This window comes from Bacillus sp. FSL K6-1560, from assembly GCF_038592935.1.
GTDB lineage: Bacteria > Bacillota > Bacilli > Bacillales > Bacillaceae > Bacillus > Bacillus subtilis.
Window position 1 is genome coordinate 4,062,675 of record NZ_CP151946.1, and the last position, 16,563, is coordinate 4,079,237.

Below are 16,563 nucleotides of genomic sequence, written 5' to 3' on the forward strand. Positions count from 1 at the left end.
GAGATTCTCTCTGTTTAGAAAGGGAGGGTGTTAGCGCACCCTCTTTTCTCATTAAAAAACCGCCTTATTGATAAAGACGGTTTGTTCTAACTATTCCTCTGTTTGTTGCTTCTCTTCTGATTGCAATTCATCTGATTGTAGTTCAGACTCTTGGAAACCTTTAAATCGATACACTCGTTTGCTAATTTTACGACCAGAACCAGAGGCCCCTATGTTCAGATTTGATTCCTTATATTGAACTCCTGCAGCCCCATCACCTTGCGTATCATAATACTCCTCAATTTCTACTTCATGAGCTTGTGCAATCCTATTGGCTATAGCGAGTTCTTGAAAGGCTTTAGCCTCTGCCTCTGATATTCTATTAGCAAGCTCCTTCCGCAATACTTGTTCTTCTAGTTCATTTAAATTTTTTGATTTATCGCTTATCTTCTCTGCCCGCTCATCAAAATACTTAATTATTTCAAGCGTAGGTCCCACCGGGAACATGACGCTAGCCATAGCAGCTGTTGCAAATTTCACAACATTTTTTGTACTATTTTTTTCAGTTTCCATGATATTTACTCCCTTAATATAATTTGTTTAATTTCACTGTAATACTTTAATTGACAAATTTCCACTAAAGATTGGATACTATGAAAACCATTGTTTGTGAATCTGCTCCGCTATCCCCTTCATCATTAAAGGCGGCACACTCATACCACAAACATACTGCACTGAAGCGTCCATAAAATCATAATCGAGAGGAAATGATTGCATCAAAATAATGTCTCGTTCAGAGATGTAATAAGGCTCGTCATATCGTACAAAGACAGAACCGCTTGCAAGAGTAGGCGGCACAAGACTGTTTTTCACTAAAATCGTATTGAAATTAGATTCTTTCCCTTCTGTCCTTTTCGTTATGTCACCTATGTTGCTATCTGACGGCCTTCTCTTCACCCATCTCCTATACAATTTTGATGCCTCTTTCAATCTGGATCCACGCCCGCTCCTAAACTCTTTATAAGGGATAGGCCGCTCTTTAAATGAGAGCTTTAACTGAGGCAGGTTCAGATCTTTTCTCCGACCAATAAAAAAGACCCGCTCTCTTCTTTGCGGGACTCCCATTGTGGCAGCATTCAACAAAAACACCTGAACGTCATATCCGATTTCTTTCGCTCTTTCTATAACAAGCTTCACATATCCTTTCGCTTTGCCAATGATCATGCCTTTCACATTCTCGGCTACAAAAGTTTTTGGTTTCAGTCTTTCAACTGCATCCAGGTAATCGAAGAACAAATCATCAAGCGACTGCTTGACCTGTCCTTCTCTGAAAGCTTTTTCCTTCCCCCAAGCATCCTCACGATCACCTGCCATTGAAAATACGCTGCATGGAGGGGATCCATCGAAAATATCCAAATCGAATAATTCCTCCGGCAGATCGTCCAATTTGTTGAATTTCCTGATATCCATTAAAAACGAGTATTTAGGATTGTGATTCTTCCTATAGATTTTCATCATTTGCGGATCAATTTCACAGTTTCCGAGAAGGTTATATCCAGCAAGCTTATAACCCATGGAGGAACCTCCGCCACATGAAAACGTACTAAAAACCTTCAATCCGTTCTGCTCAACATTTTTCAGATCAGACAGATACCATCTATAACTGTTCATTGTTGCTCACCTACTCATTGAAAGAGAACCCACATTTAGGACAGGTATGTTCAAATTGGTCCTCCTCGTAATCATCAAGATCAATCTCATGATTATCGGTAACTTTCCCGCCGTTCCCTGCATGTTCTGTCAGATCTTCTAAAATACTTTCTAGTTCGCCTTCAGAAAAGCCAGTGAAGGACAGGTCAAAATTATTTTCTTCCAACTCTCTTAAAACTTGTTCGAGCTTGTACTCATCCCAATCGCCGCCTGTTTTGTTTAGTGCAATATTTAAGGCTTTTTCCTCGTTATCATCGAGATTTACCACCGAAACAGTAAGCTCTGCAGGGTTATTCTCCATATGTATTTTGAACCTCTGATGGCCACCTACAAGGTTTCCTGTTCTTTCGTTCCAAACAAGCGGCTCGACATTTCCGAACCGTTCAATAGATGCTTTTATTCTTTCATAATCGGGATCACCTGGCTGAAGATCAATCCGGGGATTGTAGGGAGCGGGGTTAATCTTTTCTACTGGTATAGTTCTAATATCCATGATGTTTCGCCTCCAATAAAAAAACACCTTATTCATTAAGGTGTCTGGTGCTTGTTTATACTCTTCTTCTAAAATGTCTTTTATCTGGCATTTCATCTAAACACTCTTGTAATAATCTTTTATAACCGCTTAATTTCCCAAACCCTGCAAACTCTACTCTTGATAGAATAAACCATGCTGTTCCAGCAATAAAACAGATATAGAGAATCACAAAAGAAGCTACTTCTAAATCAAAACCATTCTCTTTTATAATACCTAGAAGGAAACTCATTGTACCTCCTATTACTAAAGATACAATTGCAAAGAATGCAGTAACTAAATGACTTGTGGCTTTTTTAATTTCAATCTTGTCTTCAAGCTTTCCCAAGAACACTTGTATTTGCTTCTTATCATGCCGCTTTTTGATTTCTTTTTTGAATTCAATTTGTTCGGATAAGCTTTTGTTATGTACTCCCTTTTTAACTTCTTCTAAATATACGAGGACGCTCTTAATCTCACCAAACTCTTTTATTTCTTTACTTTTACTCATAAAAATCACCTCCTAGTCTATATCGGAGGTGATTTTTCAAAATTTAGGAACTAAAGATGTAGCACTTACTTAATATAAAATTCGTCAGTATAGAATGTTCCTTCTGTTTTGACGGGATCTCCTTTGGAATTATAGCGCTCAACTTCAACTTTAAAGCGATATGTTCCTTTTTTGTTATCGAACATCTCCTTGATGCCCCAATCATCATAATCCTTCTCATCGGGCTTAAGTGGGTTTGGAGAATTCGAGTTAAGAGTCTTCCACTTCCCGCTCTCTTTCCGCTGAGGAATAAGGTTAGGACCTGCCATATAGTCATTGTCATTTTTGACTGCGACCTTAACGACCTTATCCTCTCCTAAAATATGATTCTGTTTTGTTGGATTGGCGCTAACTCCCTTTAATGAAGCCATTCCGATTTCCTCCCTTATTTTGTTTTTGTGCTCCTATCCCTCTCCAAAGCACCGGCAGCCATACTCCCGATATATGACGGCTGTTCCCATCATTTCACTTTCTCCGGATCCGGCCGCCTACACGTCTGAAGGTGTCACGTCTTGTTCCCATGATTTCTTCCCAATCCCTTCTCGTCAAAGGTTCATTTGCCTTTGTTGGGGGACTTAACACTTTTTTAAGCTGCTGTTTCGTGTCAGCAGATAAAACGTCTCTCATCTTCATTTTTCATTACTCCTTGCCGAATAAGCACCGCCTTACGCTATTCGCTTTGATTTATTTGTAGCCCGCCGATTTCCCCCAGGAGGTAAGCAAAGAAAATGGAGAGCCGGTTTAAAGACTTTCCTTGCAATCGGGATCTCACCGCTTGCGTTCCCCGTGACTATCGCGCGCAATACTGCATAGACTCCAGCCGCTCCTCCTGTGAAGCTAACGACCTTCATAGTCATTCGATACATCCGAGTGCACACTTGATAAAGGAAAGGTGCGTCTCCTGGTATGGCCATAAAAAAAACGGCCACTAATCAGCTGTACAAATTCCCATGTACAAAAGATCAGCGTCCGTAGGTATCTCCTTTTTGGACTGTTATTCACGTTCGTTTTCTTGTTTCTATCGTATGACAAAACGCGATTGAAAAAAGTACCCATTTTATCCCCCATTTTGTCGGGTTTTTGTCGGCATTTTATCTGTTTTTACAGCAATAAAAAAACACTCTTTATAGAGTGTCTATTATCATAGAAAAATCGGTTTTTAAAGCATCTATGTCATTTATTAAAGTAACATAGTCTTTAATGTTTCTTATGTGAATTTTGATATAATCTTTTTTAATTGGTTGCTGAGTGACAATTCTAAATTCTCTTTGATATTGATATGTTTTACGTTTATTAAAAAAGGCTTTAGCTATGTCTTTTTCAAATTCTTTATAATCTAGTGGTGTCTCACTACGTGGATCAAAGTAATTAACCTTTCCATACTTAAAACCTAAGTTAATTTTTTGTGCACTTTCTTTTAATGCTCCAATAAAACCCTCAGGATTATGAATGATTATAACCGCACGATCCTTAAATTCTCTTTTAAGCTCTTCAATAACACTATTTTTGAAGAAAAATGTTTTATTATCTTCACTTATAAAATCTTCCAAATCAGGAGCAACAAAACAGGTTAATTGAAAGTCTTTAACTGATTCATATTTTTTAGTTGAATAACCACTTTCAAACTCTATTGGTATTCTTTTTCCTTCGTATTCAATAAATAAACTGTGCCTCTTAGGGTCGAAATGTAAAAAATGTGTTCCCTCATATTTATCGCCAAATATTGTATCTCCGTATTTTTCCTCCAGATCAATAAAATATCCAGTATTCTTAAAAAATAAGTTTCCATCATTTATGAAATCCGATAAATTTTCTTTGTCAATAAATTTAAATAATAAAGTTGGTACTGTTGTTTCCATTTATCTCCCCCCTGATCTAAATATTATAACCTGTTTTATGCTTAACTGGTTAATAAAAACAGCCCTCAGATTATTCCGAGCGCTGTCGCGATGTTGTATATAGCCTGTCTTTTCACCTGATAGAACTTATCTCTTTTGAGGCCCAGTTCAATCATGATTTCAAGATCCTTTATTTTTTCTGGAGACAAATATTTTTTTTCTATGATGCTGTATTCATCTTGATCAAGGCAGTGCTTTAGCGCTCTATCCATCTGCTTGACCTTCAGCTCATTATATTCGGAGCTTTTCCGCAGCTGCGGGAATAACCCAATGACTCCCTTTTCCTTTTGCTCTCTCCTATTCTCCGCTTGAATTTTTAGTGATCTATAAGTTTTCAGTTCTTTAATGACAATGTTTCGCACTTCCTTTTCGTTTAATTCTGGCAGGAATGTCAATTGTCTAATTACTTGCATAGATACTCTCCTTTATAAATAAAATAGACACTTGATGATTATCAAATGTCCATGATCATTTATTTTTATATAAATTATATATTCTAAATGCCTTTTCGATTGTATCATGAAAATCAGGAACACAATCTTCTGGGTCTATCCCACTTATTTTATCTTTTTCCACCCACCGTATTTCCGAATGATTTTTCTCATTAAGAGTAAGATTATCCACATTCAGTATTTCAGCAACAAATAAAATTCCAGGCACAACTCTGTCTTCTTCATCTATAAATACATTATACGTCTTAACTGGTAAAGGATCCTTTTCAATAAAATCTAGATCTGCATTAAAGTCTTTTTTATAATTCTCTTCTAAACATTTTTTTATAGATTGATTTATAGTTAGCTGGCCACAGCCAAATTCCCATAGATTAGCTAGCCGTTTCTTTTTTTCAGAACGTCTGGCAAGTAATACTCGATTTTTATTATCTAAGCAGACCACTGCACAATGGATTTCAGCTAATCTTTCTTCCGGTACATTATAGGTTACTTCTCGATTTCTTTCCTCTGCTTTACTATTTTCAATGTCTTGCATTATATCTTCTAGTTCTTTTGTTTTGTTTAAATCAGATATTATTTTCCCGATTTTATTTATATCTTGATATTTATTGTTTACCACATTCATGACTAAAGGAGATTCAATATGTTCGTCATAATCATACTCTTCTTTACTCCAACTATCACCATACCATATAATTGGGTAACGTCGATTATTCCAAATCCCTTTTAAAATTTCATAAGATATTATCTTATACGAGTCATCAATTACCATTCTGTCTTCTCTTTCGTAAGATTCAATGTCTCCTTTTTTTCTATTTAGTATGTAAGCTAGGTTTGCACTAATGAGGACTTTTGATTTTTGAGCGAATTTAGAGAGTCTGAATCCCAAATCAATATCTGGCCCTAAAAAATCAACCTGAAGTCCATCCATCCAGCTAGGACTATTCCCTACAAAAAAAACAATATTTTTCGCTTTCTCTTCAACAGGACTAACTCCTGTTGGCACTTTAGGATTTTGAAAAGTAACATCTGCCATCCAAATAGTACTTTTTATAAATATTATTTTTTTAGAGTCTGGATAGTCCTTGTATAATTGTTGAATTACTTCTCTTACAACCTTGCTACAAACAGGTGCACATTTATACAGTTGGTCAAAATTTGTGACCTTAAGAAATAATAACACTTCATCTCCAATATATTTCCAAAGTCTAATTTCTTTAAATTCTTTTTTCAGCATAGTTTCAATAAGTTCATAAAACCTTTTGAATACCTCTTGCCAAATATTCGAAGATTTAAAAATGGTTGAATTGACTAGGTCAAAAGAAAAGAATAGGTAAACACCGTTATATTCACTATTATCGAGATCTTTTACTTTAACTAAATTTGGCACTAAATCCTGAAAACTTGCTCTAATCTTTTCATGTAATTCTCTAATTGATTGAATTTCCATTCATATCACCCCCAGCTAAAAATGCCTAACCATCGCCCTCTATTTGTTGCAGCTTCTTCTGAAACATCAAAAGCCTGAGCTATATTTGTAATATTGAATAGCCCATCCTCTAAATTAGCACGAGCTACTTCTAAAAACTTCTGTTCTGGCATCAGAATTGCAGCAGCAAATTCATTAGCTTCATATTCTTCTGCACTATGTCCAAGTCTATAATACACAGAGTCTCTGTAATCACCAACTGACTCCCAAAGTTCATCATCAATTAAATATCCCATATGCAAAAACAGATGTCCAAGTTCGTGTGCAATTGAAAATCTCCTTCTATTTAAAGAACTTTTAGGAGATATTTGAATTGTAAAACTCTCTTCTACCTTATAAATCATTGCCTCTAACCTATCATCATCAAAATCCTGATAAGTCAATCTACCTCCTAACATTTGAGGAACTCTTTCAATTTCCACTGGTATTTCCAAATTTAATGCATCCATGATTGAAGTTGCAATATCATTTATTGCCCTTCTTTTTGTTGCGTTCAAATTCCACACCTACTTTTAAAAAGTCAAATAAGCTCTAATACAATATATAAGAGGACAATTAAAATTGTTATCAAGCTACTAACGCTAAAAAATTTATTTTTCCTTCTTATAAGAGCCCCAATAGAAATAACTTGTGTTGCTAAGTCATATGAATAGTTATCATTATAGGAAATATCCAAACCGTATCTTTCATTTAGGCCTTTAATAAGAGACTGTTGATTTAGATTTTCTACATTCTTATAAAACAATAAGTTATTAAGATGATTCTGATTCATGCAATTACAATTGTTTTTAAATTTTACGCCTTTAGAGGGTATAAATGAGTAAAGATTTATTAATAGGTTTATTATTAGTATTATTAAACAAGTTTTTAACCCTAAAGACATCTTTCCATGTAATTGTTGAACATATTCTGTCGCACCAAATAATAAAGCTCCATTAAAAGTTAATAATCCAGCATTTTTTGCTTCTGAAAACTTTAACCATTCGTTAAAGTCTTGGTAAAGTTCTTTTAGATAAATAATATCATTACTTCTAGGCAAGTTAACATCTCCTCCATGAATAAAGAATACCTTTACATTCTGGAAAGTCAATTACCCATCCTAAAAATTCACAAAAAAAGTTCCTTTAAGAATAAATAACATTTTCACGGCTTATATCCATAGTCAAAATGGATTCTTGTATATTCATTGTCTCTGGTATGCACGTTTGTAATGCCGTACTCAGGTGTATCTGCTAAATATGCGCAGCCATCCTTACCGTCAAGAATAACTAGCTTTATTTTGTTTCGTTCAATCAAGTCTCCAACGGAAAGTTGGTGTAAGTTTTCAAGTTCAATAGGCCGGTTCATTTTTCAGCACTCCCCGTGTTATAATTAATTGTCGAGATTAACTAAACCGGGGCCTTGTGCTGCGGTTTTTTATATATCTTCTTCCTCCTCGCTCTCTTCTTCTTCCCAAGCCATCTCAAAAGCAGATTCTAAAAATCTCAATTGCTTTTCAAGTTCTTCATCTGTCATCTGGGAAAAGTCAGGTCCGTGTCCTGGAACCATCCTGAAATCTTCCGTAAGACGTTTTATAAGATACTCTCTCCTTGAGGCCACCAATAACCCTCCATCCAATTTTAAGCCGCTGGAGCAGCTCGTATTTTCTCAAAGGCTCATAGAGGTGGACAGCTCGTCCATCCTCCATGCGAAACAGCAAGTACCAACGCCGCTGCCTTTTAACCATTAAGCCGCTCCGTGTTCGCCCTCATTCTGGTTGTCTTCTTCTTTTTCATCTGAGGAGGACGGATCAGTTTCATTGTTTTGATCTATAGGAACAGGGGGCGCTTCTTTTTCCAAAGGTTCCGCTTCTGCAGCTTGATCTTGTTTCCAATCCCACCAAGCTTCAGCAATTGGAGCAATTTCTTTTCTGTACTCATTAATGAGGTCTATAGTGGCACTTGGAGACATTCCAAGCTCATCTGCAAGCCTGCGGTATGATTCCCCTTCAATACGGCGTTTTGCAATTTCATCAATATTTTCAGGAAAACCATCACGAACTGGAGGCGTACCTTCAGTGATGAAAGTATCAACAATTTCCCGATCTATCTCCATTGGTTTTTCTTCAATTCTTGGTTTTTCTTCTGAAAGCCCCAACTCTGCCTCGAGTTGTTCCGGTTCAGGATCCGCAACATTAACAATTCCTCTTCGATCAACCGTGTAATTTGTAATTGGTTTCTCAGTTTTCGCATTTATTTCTAAGACATATTGAACTGTTTCTGATTCCAGCTGAGCTTGTACTTCTTTATCAATCATTTCAGAAAGACGTGATATCCTAGATCCACCTAATTCTTTTGTGCTGACCTCCAAAACGATTTCAGTAATACCTTTTGGCTTCATATTCACCTTTTTAACGAGAGATTTTAGATTAATGAAAGACATAACTGCTCCTCCTCTTGTGATAATGGCTTTACCTGTATTTCGATTCTTGGATTTTGGCTATAATACTTACTGACATGAAGGTCTACAATTTGGCTGTCATCATACCAGATGACTTTATTTAGTCCGTCCTTAATACCTTTTATATAGTTATCAACATCTGGCTTTTTGCTTGGCCTCAACAACCCTTGTTCTGCTTCTGCAACTTTTTTCTTACTGAAGCTTTTCAAAGTGGATTTATAAACCCTTACTGACAATTCAAGTGGTCCTTCTAGCAATTTAGATGGGCGATAATCTGAAGCAGCCAGCTTTACATATTGCTTAAAGTCTCTTGATTTTTTTGGATCATATAGCCTGGTCATCCCATTAACCGTGGTGGCTCTCGGTCTCCCTTGGGCTACTGGCTCACCGTAAATTGTAAAACTAATCAATGCTGTTACCTCCCGTCAGCTGCTTCCAGCTGCTCTATTTCAGTCATTATTAAATCCGCGTTCATGATTATGAATGTTAAGGAGCGGAGCGTGCCGAGCATCAATCTCCCTCCTCGAAGGACATTTCACGGCCAAACTTACATTTAACGTTAATATGTAGCCGCTCCAGTTCCGGCAAAGGCAGTTCATACAGCTGTTGCCCGTCCTCCGATTCATACTGGCCATACTTGATAAGCTCATTCGTTAAAAATTCCCGCCGCTCGTCTGTGGCAGTCTGTGTTATATCTGAAGGCATAATATGTGCTCCTTTCTTTTAAGCGAGCTTCGCTTCCATTTGTCTATCAAGGTTTAAGAATCGGCCGTACTCTTTAATAAAGGCAGCCATGACAGTGCCAACCGAGCCGTTTCTTTGTTTTGCAAATATGATTTCCACTATGTTTTTTAGGTTGCTTTGCTTATCGTAATAGTCATCCCTATAGAGAAAACTAACGATATCGGCATCTTGCTCAATGCTGCCTGAATCTCGAAGATCAGACATCATCGGCCGCTTATCTTGCCGTTGCTCAACACCACGAGAAAGTTGAGAAAGTAGAATGATTGGAACATTGAAGGTCCGGGCTATGTTCTTCAATTCGCCTGTTATGCTTGCGACCTCTAAGTTTTTCGTTTCAAATTTTCCAATAGGTCGGATTAATTGAAGATAATCAATCACAACCAAATGCTTTTGATCCGGATGGTCCTTTGTGGTCTTCCGAATGGCAGAACGAATATCAGCCACTGACTGTGACGGTTTGTCGTGAATATAGATGTCTAATTTTTCATATTCACCGATGGCCCGATTCGCGTTTTCATAATCTTTTTCACTGAAATACTTGTGCGGGTTTCTCCATTTTGTACCTTCGATTGAACCTAAATTGCTGAGCATCCGGTTCACGAGTTGACGGTCGGACATCTCCAAAGAAAAAACATCCACAACCCCACCTTTTAGCGCCGCATTCTGCGCCAAATTTAGAGCGAAAGCTGTCTTTCCCATGGAAGGCCGGGCAGCTACGATAATTAAATCACTATCCTGCCAACCTCCGGTCATAGCGTCTAGATCAGCTAGCCCAGTTTCCACTCCTGTTATTTCGCCTTTCTCTTGATACATGTCGTTGTATATTTCAGTTAAAACATCCATCTTGGTTCGATGTTTTTTAATTCCAATCTCCTGCAGCTCCACGGTCTTCTGATAGACTTGCAAAATACCCTCATCGCTTGGATTGTTTGCAAAATCAAGCGCGGTCTTTTGCATATCTCGAAGTTTAAAAGCTTCATAGATTAATGTTTGATAGGTTTCAAAATTAATAACGGAAGGAACCGCACTTGCTAGATCTACAAGATAAGAGGTGCCGCCGATCGCTTCGACTGTATCTCCTAACTCTGTAACCACTGTCACCATTTCAACAGGCTGTCCGGAGGAATCAACATCACGCATAGCCTTAAAAATCCGTTTATGCCGCTCATCTGCAAAATGCTTTGGTTCCAAAGTGGTTTCCTTAATCAGCTCGCCTTCAATAAGGATACAGCCCAACAGGCTCTCTTCTGCTTCAAGGTTTTTTAGCATGTTTTGCATTTCGTTCCCACTCTTTCTGTTGCTCTAAAAATTCATTTTTCTCTGGTTGTTTGACGCTAATCTCCGAAATTGTTGGAGGGAATGGTTTATTTGCAATATGCTCATTTATCTTTATTTTTGCGGCTTCGAACGGCATTTTTTGAAGATGGTCCATCCACAATTCAATTCGCTCTTTCCCAACATCGCCGCTTAAATCAAAACGCGGATATGCTGCGGAAAGCCGCAACAATAATTTCATTGCTTCTGCTTTTTCCAAAGTAATCACCTTCCTAATTCACCTTAATGCCGTTCTCTCTAGCATAATCCTCGAGAGCAGCAAAGCTTTTTTCTTGTATCGATCCTCGCGGCCTAAATTCTGAGACATTAGAAGGCTGTTTTTCGCTTTGTTTAGCAACCCATCTATCACGAATAATTGGTTCACAGTAAGAAAAAGAATTTATCTTGTCACCTGGATATTTAGGTTTATATTGATCAAAAATTTCATCTATCCAAGTCAAAACATCATCGATAGGTATCTCTGCCTCTATGACCCTTTTAATTGCCGCTGTATCTATAGCAGATAAAAATATAGAGCCTTTTCTCGAAGTAAATTTATCTTCGATTTTTTGGAAAGAAGTCGAGCCCTCGTCCTTCAGCTGAGGTGCTCTTGGCTTGTCTTTAGCCTTACTTTCATATGCAGGTACTTCAGCAGCACCTTGGAATTTCGAATAATTTAATACGGTCCAAAGCATTCCGTATTCAGTTTCCTCTGCAGTAATCATTCCTTTTGCCTGAAGCCTTTCAGCTGCAGCCTTTACTGCGGCTCTTGTGAATTTTGTTAAACCTCTGCCCTTTTTAATCGCTAAGTCATCACATAGTTTTGAATATGAGCGGATATACTGACCTTTTTTCAGCTCATAATCATTAATTTTCATACCGTCCTGAAACGCAGCTTTTGTAATTAAAAAAGTGAACAACCTAAAGCCGACATTATCTGTAAAAATCTCATGATCGACCATTGACTTATATAGTCTCACCCATCCAGCCAAGGGCTCCGCCTCCTTTCCATCGCTATTTCTTTCTGCAGATAGCTTTTAACCCTTTGATTGTCACAAGAGTAAGATCAGGTTCATATTTTCGAAAATAGGTTGAAACGTACATTAATAGAGTGTCCTTACGCATATCTGGGGCCACTGTCTTGGCCAACGACACATAACAATAAGGGTACGGAACCGCAATTAAGTCATTGTCAGTCATGGTATATAAACAACCTTTCCAGTCAATTTCATGATGTCTTCTCTAAAAAGCTCCTCGTCGCTGTTTGATTCAGAAAGATGTAGCAGCCAAATTTCCTGAACCCTGCTCAAGTCATTTGCCTTCAAAAACTCTTTTACGTTTTCTAAACTGAAGTGCGACTGTAAGAGTCGTCTTTTCATAAATGGCGGTGTACGGCCGCTTTCGATGTTTTCGTTCAGTATTTCATTCGAGTAATTGCATTCCACCATAATGTGAGTGAGTCCTGGAAACTTATATTTGATGTAATAGGTATCAGTGGCAAACAGAAGCTTGTCACCATCCTCATTAGCCAACAGAAAGCCATACGGCTCCGCCACATCGTGCTGCACGTCAAAGGGCATAATAGACCAAGAACCAACTTTAAACGGCTGTTTAGCGTGCACAGGCTTTATTCTGTGATGAGAAATGCCAATTGCTCTGGCCGTCCCAGGAGACATGTAACAATCAATGCCGGCTTTCAGAACATCCTTAATTGCTTTGCAGTGATCCCCATGCTCATGAGAAACAAGGCAGCCAGCGAATTGAGACATTTTATACTGAAACCCCTTCTGCATTTGTTTAAAGTTGATGCCGCATTCCAAAAGAAGTGGGGTCTTACCATCGGTGACCCGATAGCAATTCCCCTTACTACTCGATGACAGGGCTGTAATTTCAATCAAAAATCTGGTCCGTCCGATTCAAAGACTGAGGGCTTCTCATCTTTTTTTGTTGGTTGGGACTCTGGCTGTTCTGTTTGTGGATCCGGAATAGGCTCGATATCGATAACCTCTGTATTTGCGTTTTCCTCAATTTGCTTCTGTACTTCGGCTGGAGTTACATCTACACGTTCGTTGTCATATTCATTTTCTGTTGAATTATTAATCGCCTGTACAAGTAAATCGCTGTCATCACTTGTGTTTATAAAAGATTTTGCGGCACGATTGATAACAGTTCTTTTGGCCATTTCCTGAGGAAACTTGTTTTGAACGCTCTTTGTTTTCGCTTGAGTCCATGAAGTTTCAATTTCTTTACGCGTCATAACAGTTAATATTTCTTCATCTTCTATTGTTTTTATAACTGCATAAGCCCCTAAAATTTCGTTGTCTCTGTTCTGGAATTTGGTTTCATGCTTAAGTAGCTTTTCGCGCCCGCCCACAATCTCGTAATCGAATACATCACCATCAAAAATTACGTTTGACCAAATATCCTTGACATTGGTCAGCCGTTTAAGCACAGCTTGTGTTCCAAAATAAGAACGGTTAAGTTGTAGTTGGTTTCCATAAACTATGAAGTAGCACTGTGTCTTTGCTGGACTTAAACCTTGAACAACCATATCTAACAAAGAGTTAGCTATTGATTCCCTAGAACACACTTCTAATGCTGGCTTTCCGTTTTTATCTCTTACTTCTTGCAGTTTAAAAAAAGCACTTTTTAAAGCATTACTTGCGTTGTAGTTAGAAGGCAGAACTAAACCATCGTCCTGCAATCTGGTTAAACTTTTGTTCACATCATCGGTTATATCTTTTTGAATAATTGCCAATTGATTCTGGCTATTCATTTGAATCCCCCTCTTGTGGCGCAGTCAATAATAGTTGCTTCTCCCTTGGAGTACATGCTTCTTTGACACTTACATGAGTTTCAACTTTGATTTCACTGTCAAACTCGTCATAATAGCCACGTTCAAGACATCTGTAAGCATCCTGTGCGCTGTCAGCAACAATTAACGATTTAGTAGTTTTGGTCTCAACATGTTCGATAATGTAATAGGCTCCCATTAGATTGCCTCCTGAACGAGTTCGTCTTGAAACTCAACACGAAGCTGTTTATCTTTCTCGGAAACAATCAGACTGAGGATCTGTGAATTTGTGTTGATCAATTTCGTCACCGCTTCAGAGTTATCAACGAAAATAGGAGCAGTGATTCCGTAGTAATCATTAAGGGTATTAATGATGTCTAACCCAACGTTAATACGTGCAGCATTGTTTAAGCCGGACGAATACGGCACACCTTCATAAAGGGTTTCACATGTCTCTTCCAGTCCCCCGTTGATCTGGTCCTTGAAGAGCTTGAAACGAGCATATTTAAACTTACTGTTTATCTTCTCTTCGAGGAGATGCACCTTAGTGCGAACAAATTCTTCAGTCAAAAAGAGTTGATGTTGTAGCTGTTCATATTGTTCTGCTAACTCTTTTTGTTCCTGCTCAAGCTGCCTTACCCGATCATTAACATGCCTTGCGTGATCAATTTTCGCTTGATCTTTTTGAAGCAGCAAAATCTCTTGTTTTCTACTGTTGATATCATCCTTAATCAATTGAACGGCTTGATCTATGGAAGATTCTAAATGCTGAATTTCATTCCGTACGACCTCAATTTCAGCTTGTTTATTTTGATAAATTGGATCCGCTGAAATATCTGATCTATTGCTTTGCGCGCCCTCTAATTCTTTTTCAAGTGATAATAAAGTCTCTTCTTCACTCTTATAGGCATCCTGCAAATTAGATATTGCAGCTTCTAATTCCTGAATAGCATCCTCAGACTTTTCTTTTTGACTTTTAACCGACTTGCCTTTTTCATTGATTTCAGCTAAAGCTTGGCTTTTATGAAAATTGAATTTTTCAATGGCTTGATCAATTTTTTCTTTCGGTAATTCTTGGCCGCATGTAGGGCATTCAGTTTGATGTTGATCAAACGTCTCCTCATTCTTGTCGCACCAACTCTGGCGCAGCGACTCGATTTCCGTATTTAATCGATCCAAATTGTCTTTTTCAAGTGATAACTGCCGCTGATTCGACTTAATCTCCATTAAAATTTTATCAATCTTGCTTTTCACAGGGTATAGCTGCTCTTTAATCTCATTGATCTTTTTGTATTCTTTTTCCTGATGATCATTTTTGATTTCCTGAAGATCATTCTGCAGCTGGAGAATTACTTTCCTCTTCTCAGAAATAGCTTCACCATTACGAGCTGAACGAAGTTTCTCCTCCAATGACTCAACTTCTTTTTGAAGAAAATTTATCTCGTCATGTAATTCTTGTTCATCTAGACCAGATGTATCTTCGACTGTGCGCTGGACTTCATCGATTCTTACCGGTATTGCATCGAGCTGTTTATTTATTTCACGCTGTTTTCCCGCGATCACCTTTCTATGCTCTTCAAGCGACCGTTTCTTTAAGATGCTTTCCAGGGCAGCCACAGAAGGGTTTTTACTGAATACTTCCTCGGCTGTTACATCGCCGCTAATCTCAAGTAGAATCTTCCGTCTGTCTTGCCATTTCAATTGCTCATTGAAGAATGATGGAGAAGTAATGAGTTTAAATTTGTCTTCTGCAATAATTGAGCTGACACGATCATTAAACTCTTTTTTCTTTGATGGCACTTCGTTAATAAAATAGTCAGTGGTATGTCCAGAGAATACTGCTTCAGCACTACTCCGCTTTCTTGTCCACTTCTCGGAGTACACCTTTTTCAGAGACAATTCAGCTCCATCGATCAAAAACAAGCCGCTAACTTCATGATCCAGTCCGCTAATAGGCTTGTTTTCTTTTGTTAGAGTTTTAATCTGAAAATCTTTTTTGTTTTGGCTGTCCTTATCGAATAAGAGCCAAATAAAAGCATCAAACAATGTTGTTTTTCCTGTTGCATTATCACCGAAGACCTTGACGTTCTCGCCTTGAGTATCAAGAGTAAAATGTTTAATCCCCTTAAAATTACGCAGTTCTAATTTGAGCAGTTTAATTTCCTTTTTCATTTGGCTTCACGTCCTTTCTCTTTAAACTTGCGAGAAAGATACTCATTTCGCGCCTCAGCTGTCGGGAAGTGAAAACATGGATTCCCCTTAAGATCATAGGAAATTGATCCGCCTACAGTGGTAAGATTAATTTGATCGCGACGATGATCACTAAACGGCTCAGTGTAAAAAACTTCATTCATTTGTCAAAGACCTCCAAAGATTTGATTTTTGGAAGGTGATACAGTACACTATCAATACCAAAGTTTGTAACACCTTCTACGGCTCGCTCTGCAAAGCGAGCTTTTTTTATTTCACTTTTTGAAGTAGTTCCTGAACACTATCAGGAATTTTGTGTTCACATTTGCTGCAATAAATTTTGTAAGATCGTTCTTCGACCTTTCCGCAATTAGGGCACTTCCTTGGCGGAATAACCAGGTAAAACACCGAAAATCCTCCTTTCTGATGCTTGTGCGCATCGTCAGACCAGAGAGAGGATGGTGGTAAAATAAAGGGGGTTTAGGATGGATAA

24 protein-coding genes are annotated in these 16,563 nt (G+C 38.0%); all 24 read right to left on the reverse strand.

What is annotated here, in order from left to right; genetic code table 11:
• Nucleotides 1-90 precede the first annotated feature (90 nt).
• Nucleotides 91-552 carry a hypothetical protein gene (locus tag NYE22_RS21515; protein ID WP_174223687.1) on the reverse strand — a complete coding sequence of 154 codons (462 nt, stop codon included), beginning with the start codon at nucleotides 550-552 and terminating at the stop codon, nucleotides 91-93.
• 78 nt (nucleotides 553-630) lie between these two features.
• A complete protein-coding gene (locus NYE22_RS21520) occupies nucleotides 631-1,650 on the reverse strand; it encodes a DNA cytosine methyltransferase (RefSeq protein ID WP_342412145.1) in 1,020 nt (339 codons plus the stop codon).
• A 10-nt stretch (nucleotides 1,651-1,660) separates the two neighbouring features.
• Nucleotides 1,661-2,182: a ParB N-terminal domain-containing protein gene (locus NYE22_RS21525; protein ID WP_019712756.1), complete on the reverse strand. Its 522-nt coding sequence runs from the start codon at nucleotides 2,180-2,182 to the stop codon at nucleotides 1,661-1,663.
• 55 nt (nucleotides 2,183-2,237) lie between these two features.
• A complete protein-coding gene (locus tag NYE22_RS21530; protein WP_342412146.1) occupies nucleotides 2,238-2,711 on the reverse strand; it encodes a hypothetical protein in 474 nt (157 codons plus the stop codon).
• Nucleotides 2,712-2,776: 65 nt separating this feature from the next.
• Entirely contained in the window at nucleotides 2,777-3,121 is a 345-nt protein-coding gene (locus tag NYE22_RS21535; protein ID WP_342412147.1) for a structural protein, read from the reverse strand.
• A gap of 94 nt (nucleotides 3,122-3,215) precedes the next feature.
• A complete protein-coding gene (locus NYE22_RS21540) occupies nucleotides 3,216-3,383 on the reverse strand; it encodes a hypothetical protein (protein ID WP_342412148.1) in 168 nt (55 codons plus the stop codon).
• Between the two features lie 491 nt (nucleotides 3,384-3,874).
• Nucleotides 3,875-4,609 carry a hypothetical protein gene (locus tag NYE22_RS21545; protein WP_342412149.1) on the reverse strand — a complete coding sequence of 245 codons (735 nt, stop codon included), beginning with the start codon at nucleotides 4,607-4,609 and terminating at the stop codon, nucleotides 3,875-3,877.
• Between the two features lie 65 nt (nucleotides 4,610-4,674).
• Complete coding sequence (locus NYE22_RS21550; protein ID WP_342412150.1) at nucleotides 4,675-5,061, reverse strand: ArpU family phage packaging/lysis transcriptional regulator; 387 nt, start codon at nucleotides 5,059-5,061, stop codon at nucleotides 4,675-4,677.
• Between the two features lie 55 nt (nucleotides 5,062-5,116).
• Nucleotides 5,117-6,550 (reverse strand): hypothetical protein, encoded by a 1,434-nt coding sequence (locus tag NYE22_RS21555; protein WP_342412151.1) that lies wholly within the window; start codon nucleotides 6,548-6,550, stop codon nucleotides 5,117-5,119.
• 5 nt (nucleotides 6,551-6,555) lie between these two features.
• Entirely contained in the window at nucleotides 6,556-7,095 is a 540-nt protein-coding gene (locus NYE22_RS21560; protein ID WP_342412152.1) for an ImmA/IrrE family metallo-endopeptidase, read from the reverse strand.
• 14 nt (nucleotides 7,096-7,109) lie between these two features.
• The gene (locus NYE22_RS21565; RefSeq protein ID WP_342412153.1) at nucleotides 7,110-7,628 is read right to left on the reverse strand and encodes a hypothetical protein; all 519 of its coding nucleotides are present in this window, start codon (nucleotides 7,626-7,628) and stop codon (nucleotides 7,110-7,112) included.
• 104 nt (nucleotides 7,629-7,732) lie between these two features.
• Nucleotides 7,733-7,936: an XtrA/YqaO family protein gene (locus NYE22_RS21570; protein ID WP_342412154.1), complete on the reverse strand. Its 204-nt coding sequence runs from the start codon at nucleotides 7,934-7,936 to the stop codon at nucleotides 7,733-7,735.
• A 69-nt stretch (nucleotides 7,937-8,005) separates the two neighbouring features.
• On the reverse strand, nucleotides 8,006-8,188 hold the full coding sequence (locus NYE22_RS21575) for a hypothetical protein (RefSeq protein WP_342412155.1): 183 nt from the start codon (nucleotides 8,186-8,188) through the stop codon (nucleotides 8,006-8,008).
• A 126-nt stretch (nucleotides 8,189-8,314) separates the two neighbouring features.
• Nucleotides 8,315-9,010, reverse strand: coding sequence for a hypothetical protein (locus NYE22_RS21580; protein ID WP_342412156.1), 696 nt, complete (start codon nucleotides 9,008-9,010; stop codon nucleotides 8,315-8,317).
• Nucleotides 8,992-9,438 carry a RusA family crossover junction endodeoxyribonuclease gene (locus NYE22_RS21585; RefSeq protein ID WP_342412157.1) on the reverse strand — a complete coding sequence of 149 codons (447 nt, stop codon included), beginning with the start codon at nucleotides 9,436-9,438 and terminating at the stop codon, nucleotides 8,992-8,994. Before NYE22_RS21585 ends, NYE22_RS21580 begins: the two co-directional genes overlap by 19 nt.
• 100 nt (nucleotides 9,439-9,538) lie before the next feature.
• Complete coding sequence (locus NYE22_RS21590) at nucleotides 9,539-9,733, reverse strand: Fur-regulated basic protein FbpA (RefSeq protein WP_202658154.1); 195 nt, start codon at nucleotides 9,731-9,733, stop codon at nucleotides 9,539-9,541.
• 18 nt (nucleotides 9,734-9,751) lie between these two features.
• A complete protein-coding gene (gene dnaB / locus NYE22_RS21595; RefSeq protein WP_342412158.1) occupies nucleotides 9,752-11,050 on the reverse strand; it encodes a replicative DNA helicase in 1,299 nt (432 codons plus the stop codon).
• A complete protein-coding gene (locus NYE22_RS21600) occupies nucleotides 11,025-11,306 on the reverse strand; it encodes a replicative helicase loader/inhibitor (protein WP_341030665.1) in 282 nt (93 codons plus the stop codon). The genes dnaB and NYE22_RS21600 overlap by 26 nt, the downstream gene beginning before the upstream one ends.
• Nucleotides 11,307-11,319: 13 nt before the next feature.
• Nucleotides 11,320-12,078, reverse strand: a complete 759-nt coding sequence (locus NYE22_RS21605) for a hypothetical protein (RefSeq protein WP_342412159.1) — start codon at nucleotides 12,076-12,078, stop codon at nucleotides 11,320-11,322.
• 204 nt (nucleotides 12,079-12,282) lie between these two features.
• Nucleotides 12,283-12,984 carry an MBL fold metallo-hydrolase gene (locus tag NYE22_RS21610; protein WP_342412160.1) on the reverse strand — a complete coding sequence of 234 codons (702 nt, stop codon included), beginning with the start codon at nucleotides 12,982-12,984 and terminating at the stop codon, nucleotides 12,283-12,285.
• Nucleotides 12,981-13,862, reverse strand: a complete 882-nt coding sequence (locus NYE22_RS21615) for a RecT family recombinase (protein WP_131226991.1) — start codon at nucleotides 13,860-13,862, stop codon at nucleotides 12,981-12,983. The genes NYE22_RS21610 and NYE22_RS21615 overlap by 4 nt, the downstream gene beginning before the upstream one ends.
• Nucleotides 13,855-14,079: a hypothetical protein gene (locus NYE22_RS21620; protein ID WP_017696746.1), complete on the reverse strand. Its 225-nt coding sequence runs from the start codon at nucleotides 14,077-14,079 to the stop codon at nucleotides 13,855-13,857. The genes NYE22_RS21615 and NYE22_RS21620 overlap by 8 nt, the downstream gene beginning before the upstream one ends.
• A complete protein-coding gene (locus tag NYE22_RS21625) occupies nucleotides 14,079-16,052 on the reverse strand; it encodes a hypothetical protein (protein WP_342412161.1) in 1,974 nt (657 codons plus the stop codon). The genes NYE22_RS21620 and NYE22_RS21625 overlap by 1 nt, the downstream gene beginning before the upstream one ends.
• Nucleotides 16,049-16,234, reverse strand: a complete 186-nt coding sequence (locus NYE22_RS21630; RefSeq protein WP_017696744.1) for a hypothetical protein — start codon at nucleotides 16,232-16,234, stop codon at nucleotides 16,049-16,051. Before NYE22_RS21630 ends, NYE22_RS21625 begins: the two co-directional genes overlap by 4 nt.
• Nucleotides 16,235-16,563: the final 329 nt, after the last annotated feature.

Coding starts and splice junctions, on each gene's coding strand:
- NYE22_RS21625 (WP_342412161.1), bottom strand. CDS start 16,052: ATGAAAAAGGAAATTAAACTGCTCAAATTAGAACTGCGTAATTTTAAG.
- NYE22_RS21555 (WP_342412151.1), bottom strand. CDS start 6,550: ATGGAAATTCAATCAATTAGAGAATTACATGAAAAGATTAGAGCAAGT.
- NYE22_RS21520 (WP_342412145.1), bottom strand. CDS start 1,650: ATGAACAGTTATAGATGGTATCTGTCTGATCTGAAAAATGTTGAGCAG.
- NYE22_RS21615 (WP_131226991.1), bottom strand. CDS start 13,862: ATGAATAGCCAGAATCAATTGGCAATTATTCAAAAAGATATAACCGAT.
- dnaB (WP_342412158.1), bottom strand. CDS start 11,050: ATGCAAAACATGCTAAAAAACCTTGAAGCAGAAGAGAGCCTGTTGGGC.
- NYE22_RS21590 (WP_202658154.1), bottom strand. CDS start 9,733: ATGCCTTCAGATATAACACAGACTGCCACAGACGAGCGGCGGGAATTT.
- NYE22_RS21550 (WP_342412150.1), bottom strand. CDS start 5,061: ATGCAAGTAATTAGACAATTGACATTCCTGCCAGAATTAAACGAAAAG.
- NYE22_RS21630 (WP_017696744.1), bottom strand. CDS start 16,234: ATGAATGAAGTTTTTTACACTGAGCCGTTTAGTGATCATCGTCGCGAT.
- NYE22_RS21525 (WP_019712756.1), bottom strand. CDS start 2,182: ATGGATATTAGAACTATACCAGTAGAAAAGATTAACCCCGCTCCCTAC.
- NYE22_RS21515 (WP_174223687.1), bottom strand. CDS start 552: ATGGAAACTGAAAAAAATAGTACAAAAAATGTTGTGAAATTTGCAACA.
- NYE22_RS21530 (WP_342412146.1), bottom strand. CDS start 2,711: ATGAGTAAAAGTAAAGAAATAAAAGAGTTTGGTGAGATTAAGAGCGTC.
- NYE22_RS21580 (WP_342412156.1), bottom strand. CDS start 9,010: ATGTCTTTCATTAATCTAAAATCTCTCGTTAAAAAGGTGAATATGAAG.
- NYE22_RS21535 (WP_342412147.1), bottom strand. CDS start 3,121: ATGGCTTCATTAAAGGGAGTTAGCGCCAATCCAACAAAACAGAATCAT.
- NYE22_RS21545 (WP_342412149.1), bottom strand. CDS start 4,609: ATGGAAACAACAGTACCAACTTTATTATTTAAATTTATTGACAAAGAA.
- NYE22_RS21540 (WP_342412148.1), bottom strand. CDS start 3,383: ATGAAGATGAGAGACGTTTTATCTGCTGACACGAAACAGCAGCTTAAA.
- NYE22_RS21620 (WP_017696746.1), bottom strand. CDS start 14,079: ATGGGAGCCTATTACATTATCGAACATGTTGAGACCAAAACTACTAAA.
- NYE22_RS21570 (WP_342412154.1), bottom strand. CDS start 7,936: ATGAACCGGCCTATTGAACTTGAAAACTTACACCAACTTTCCGTTGGA.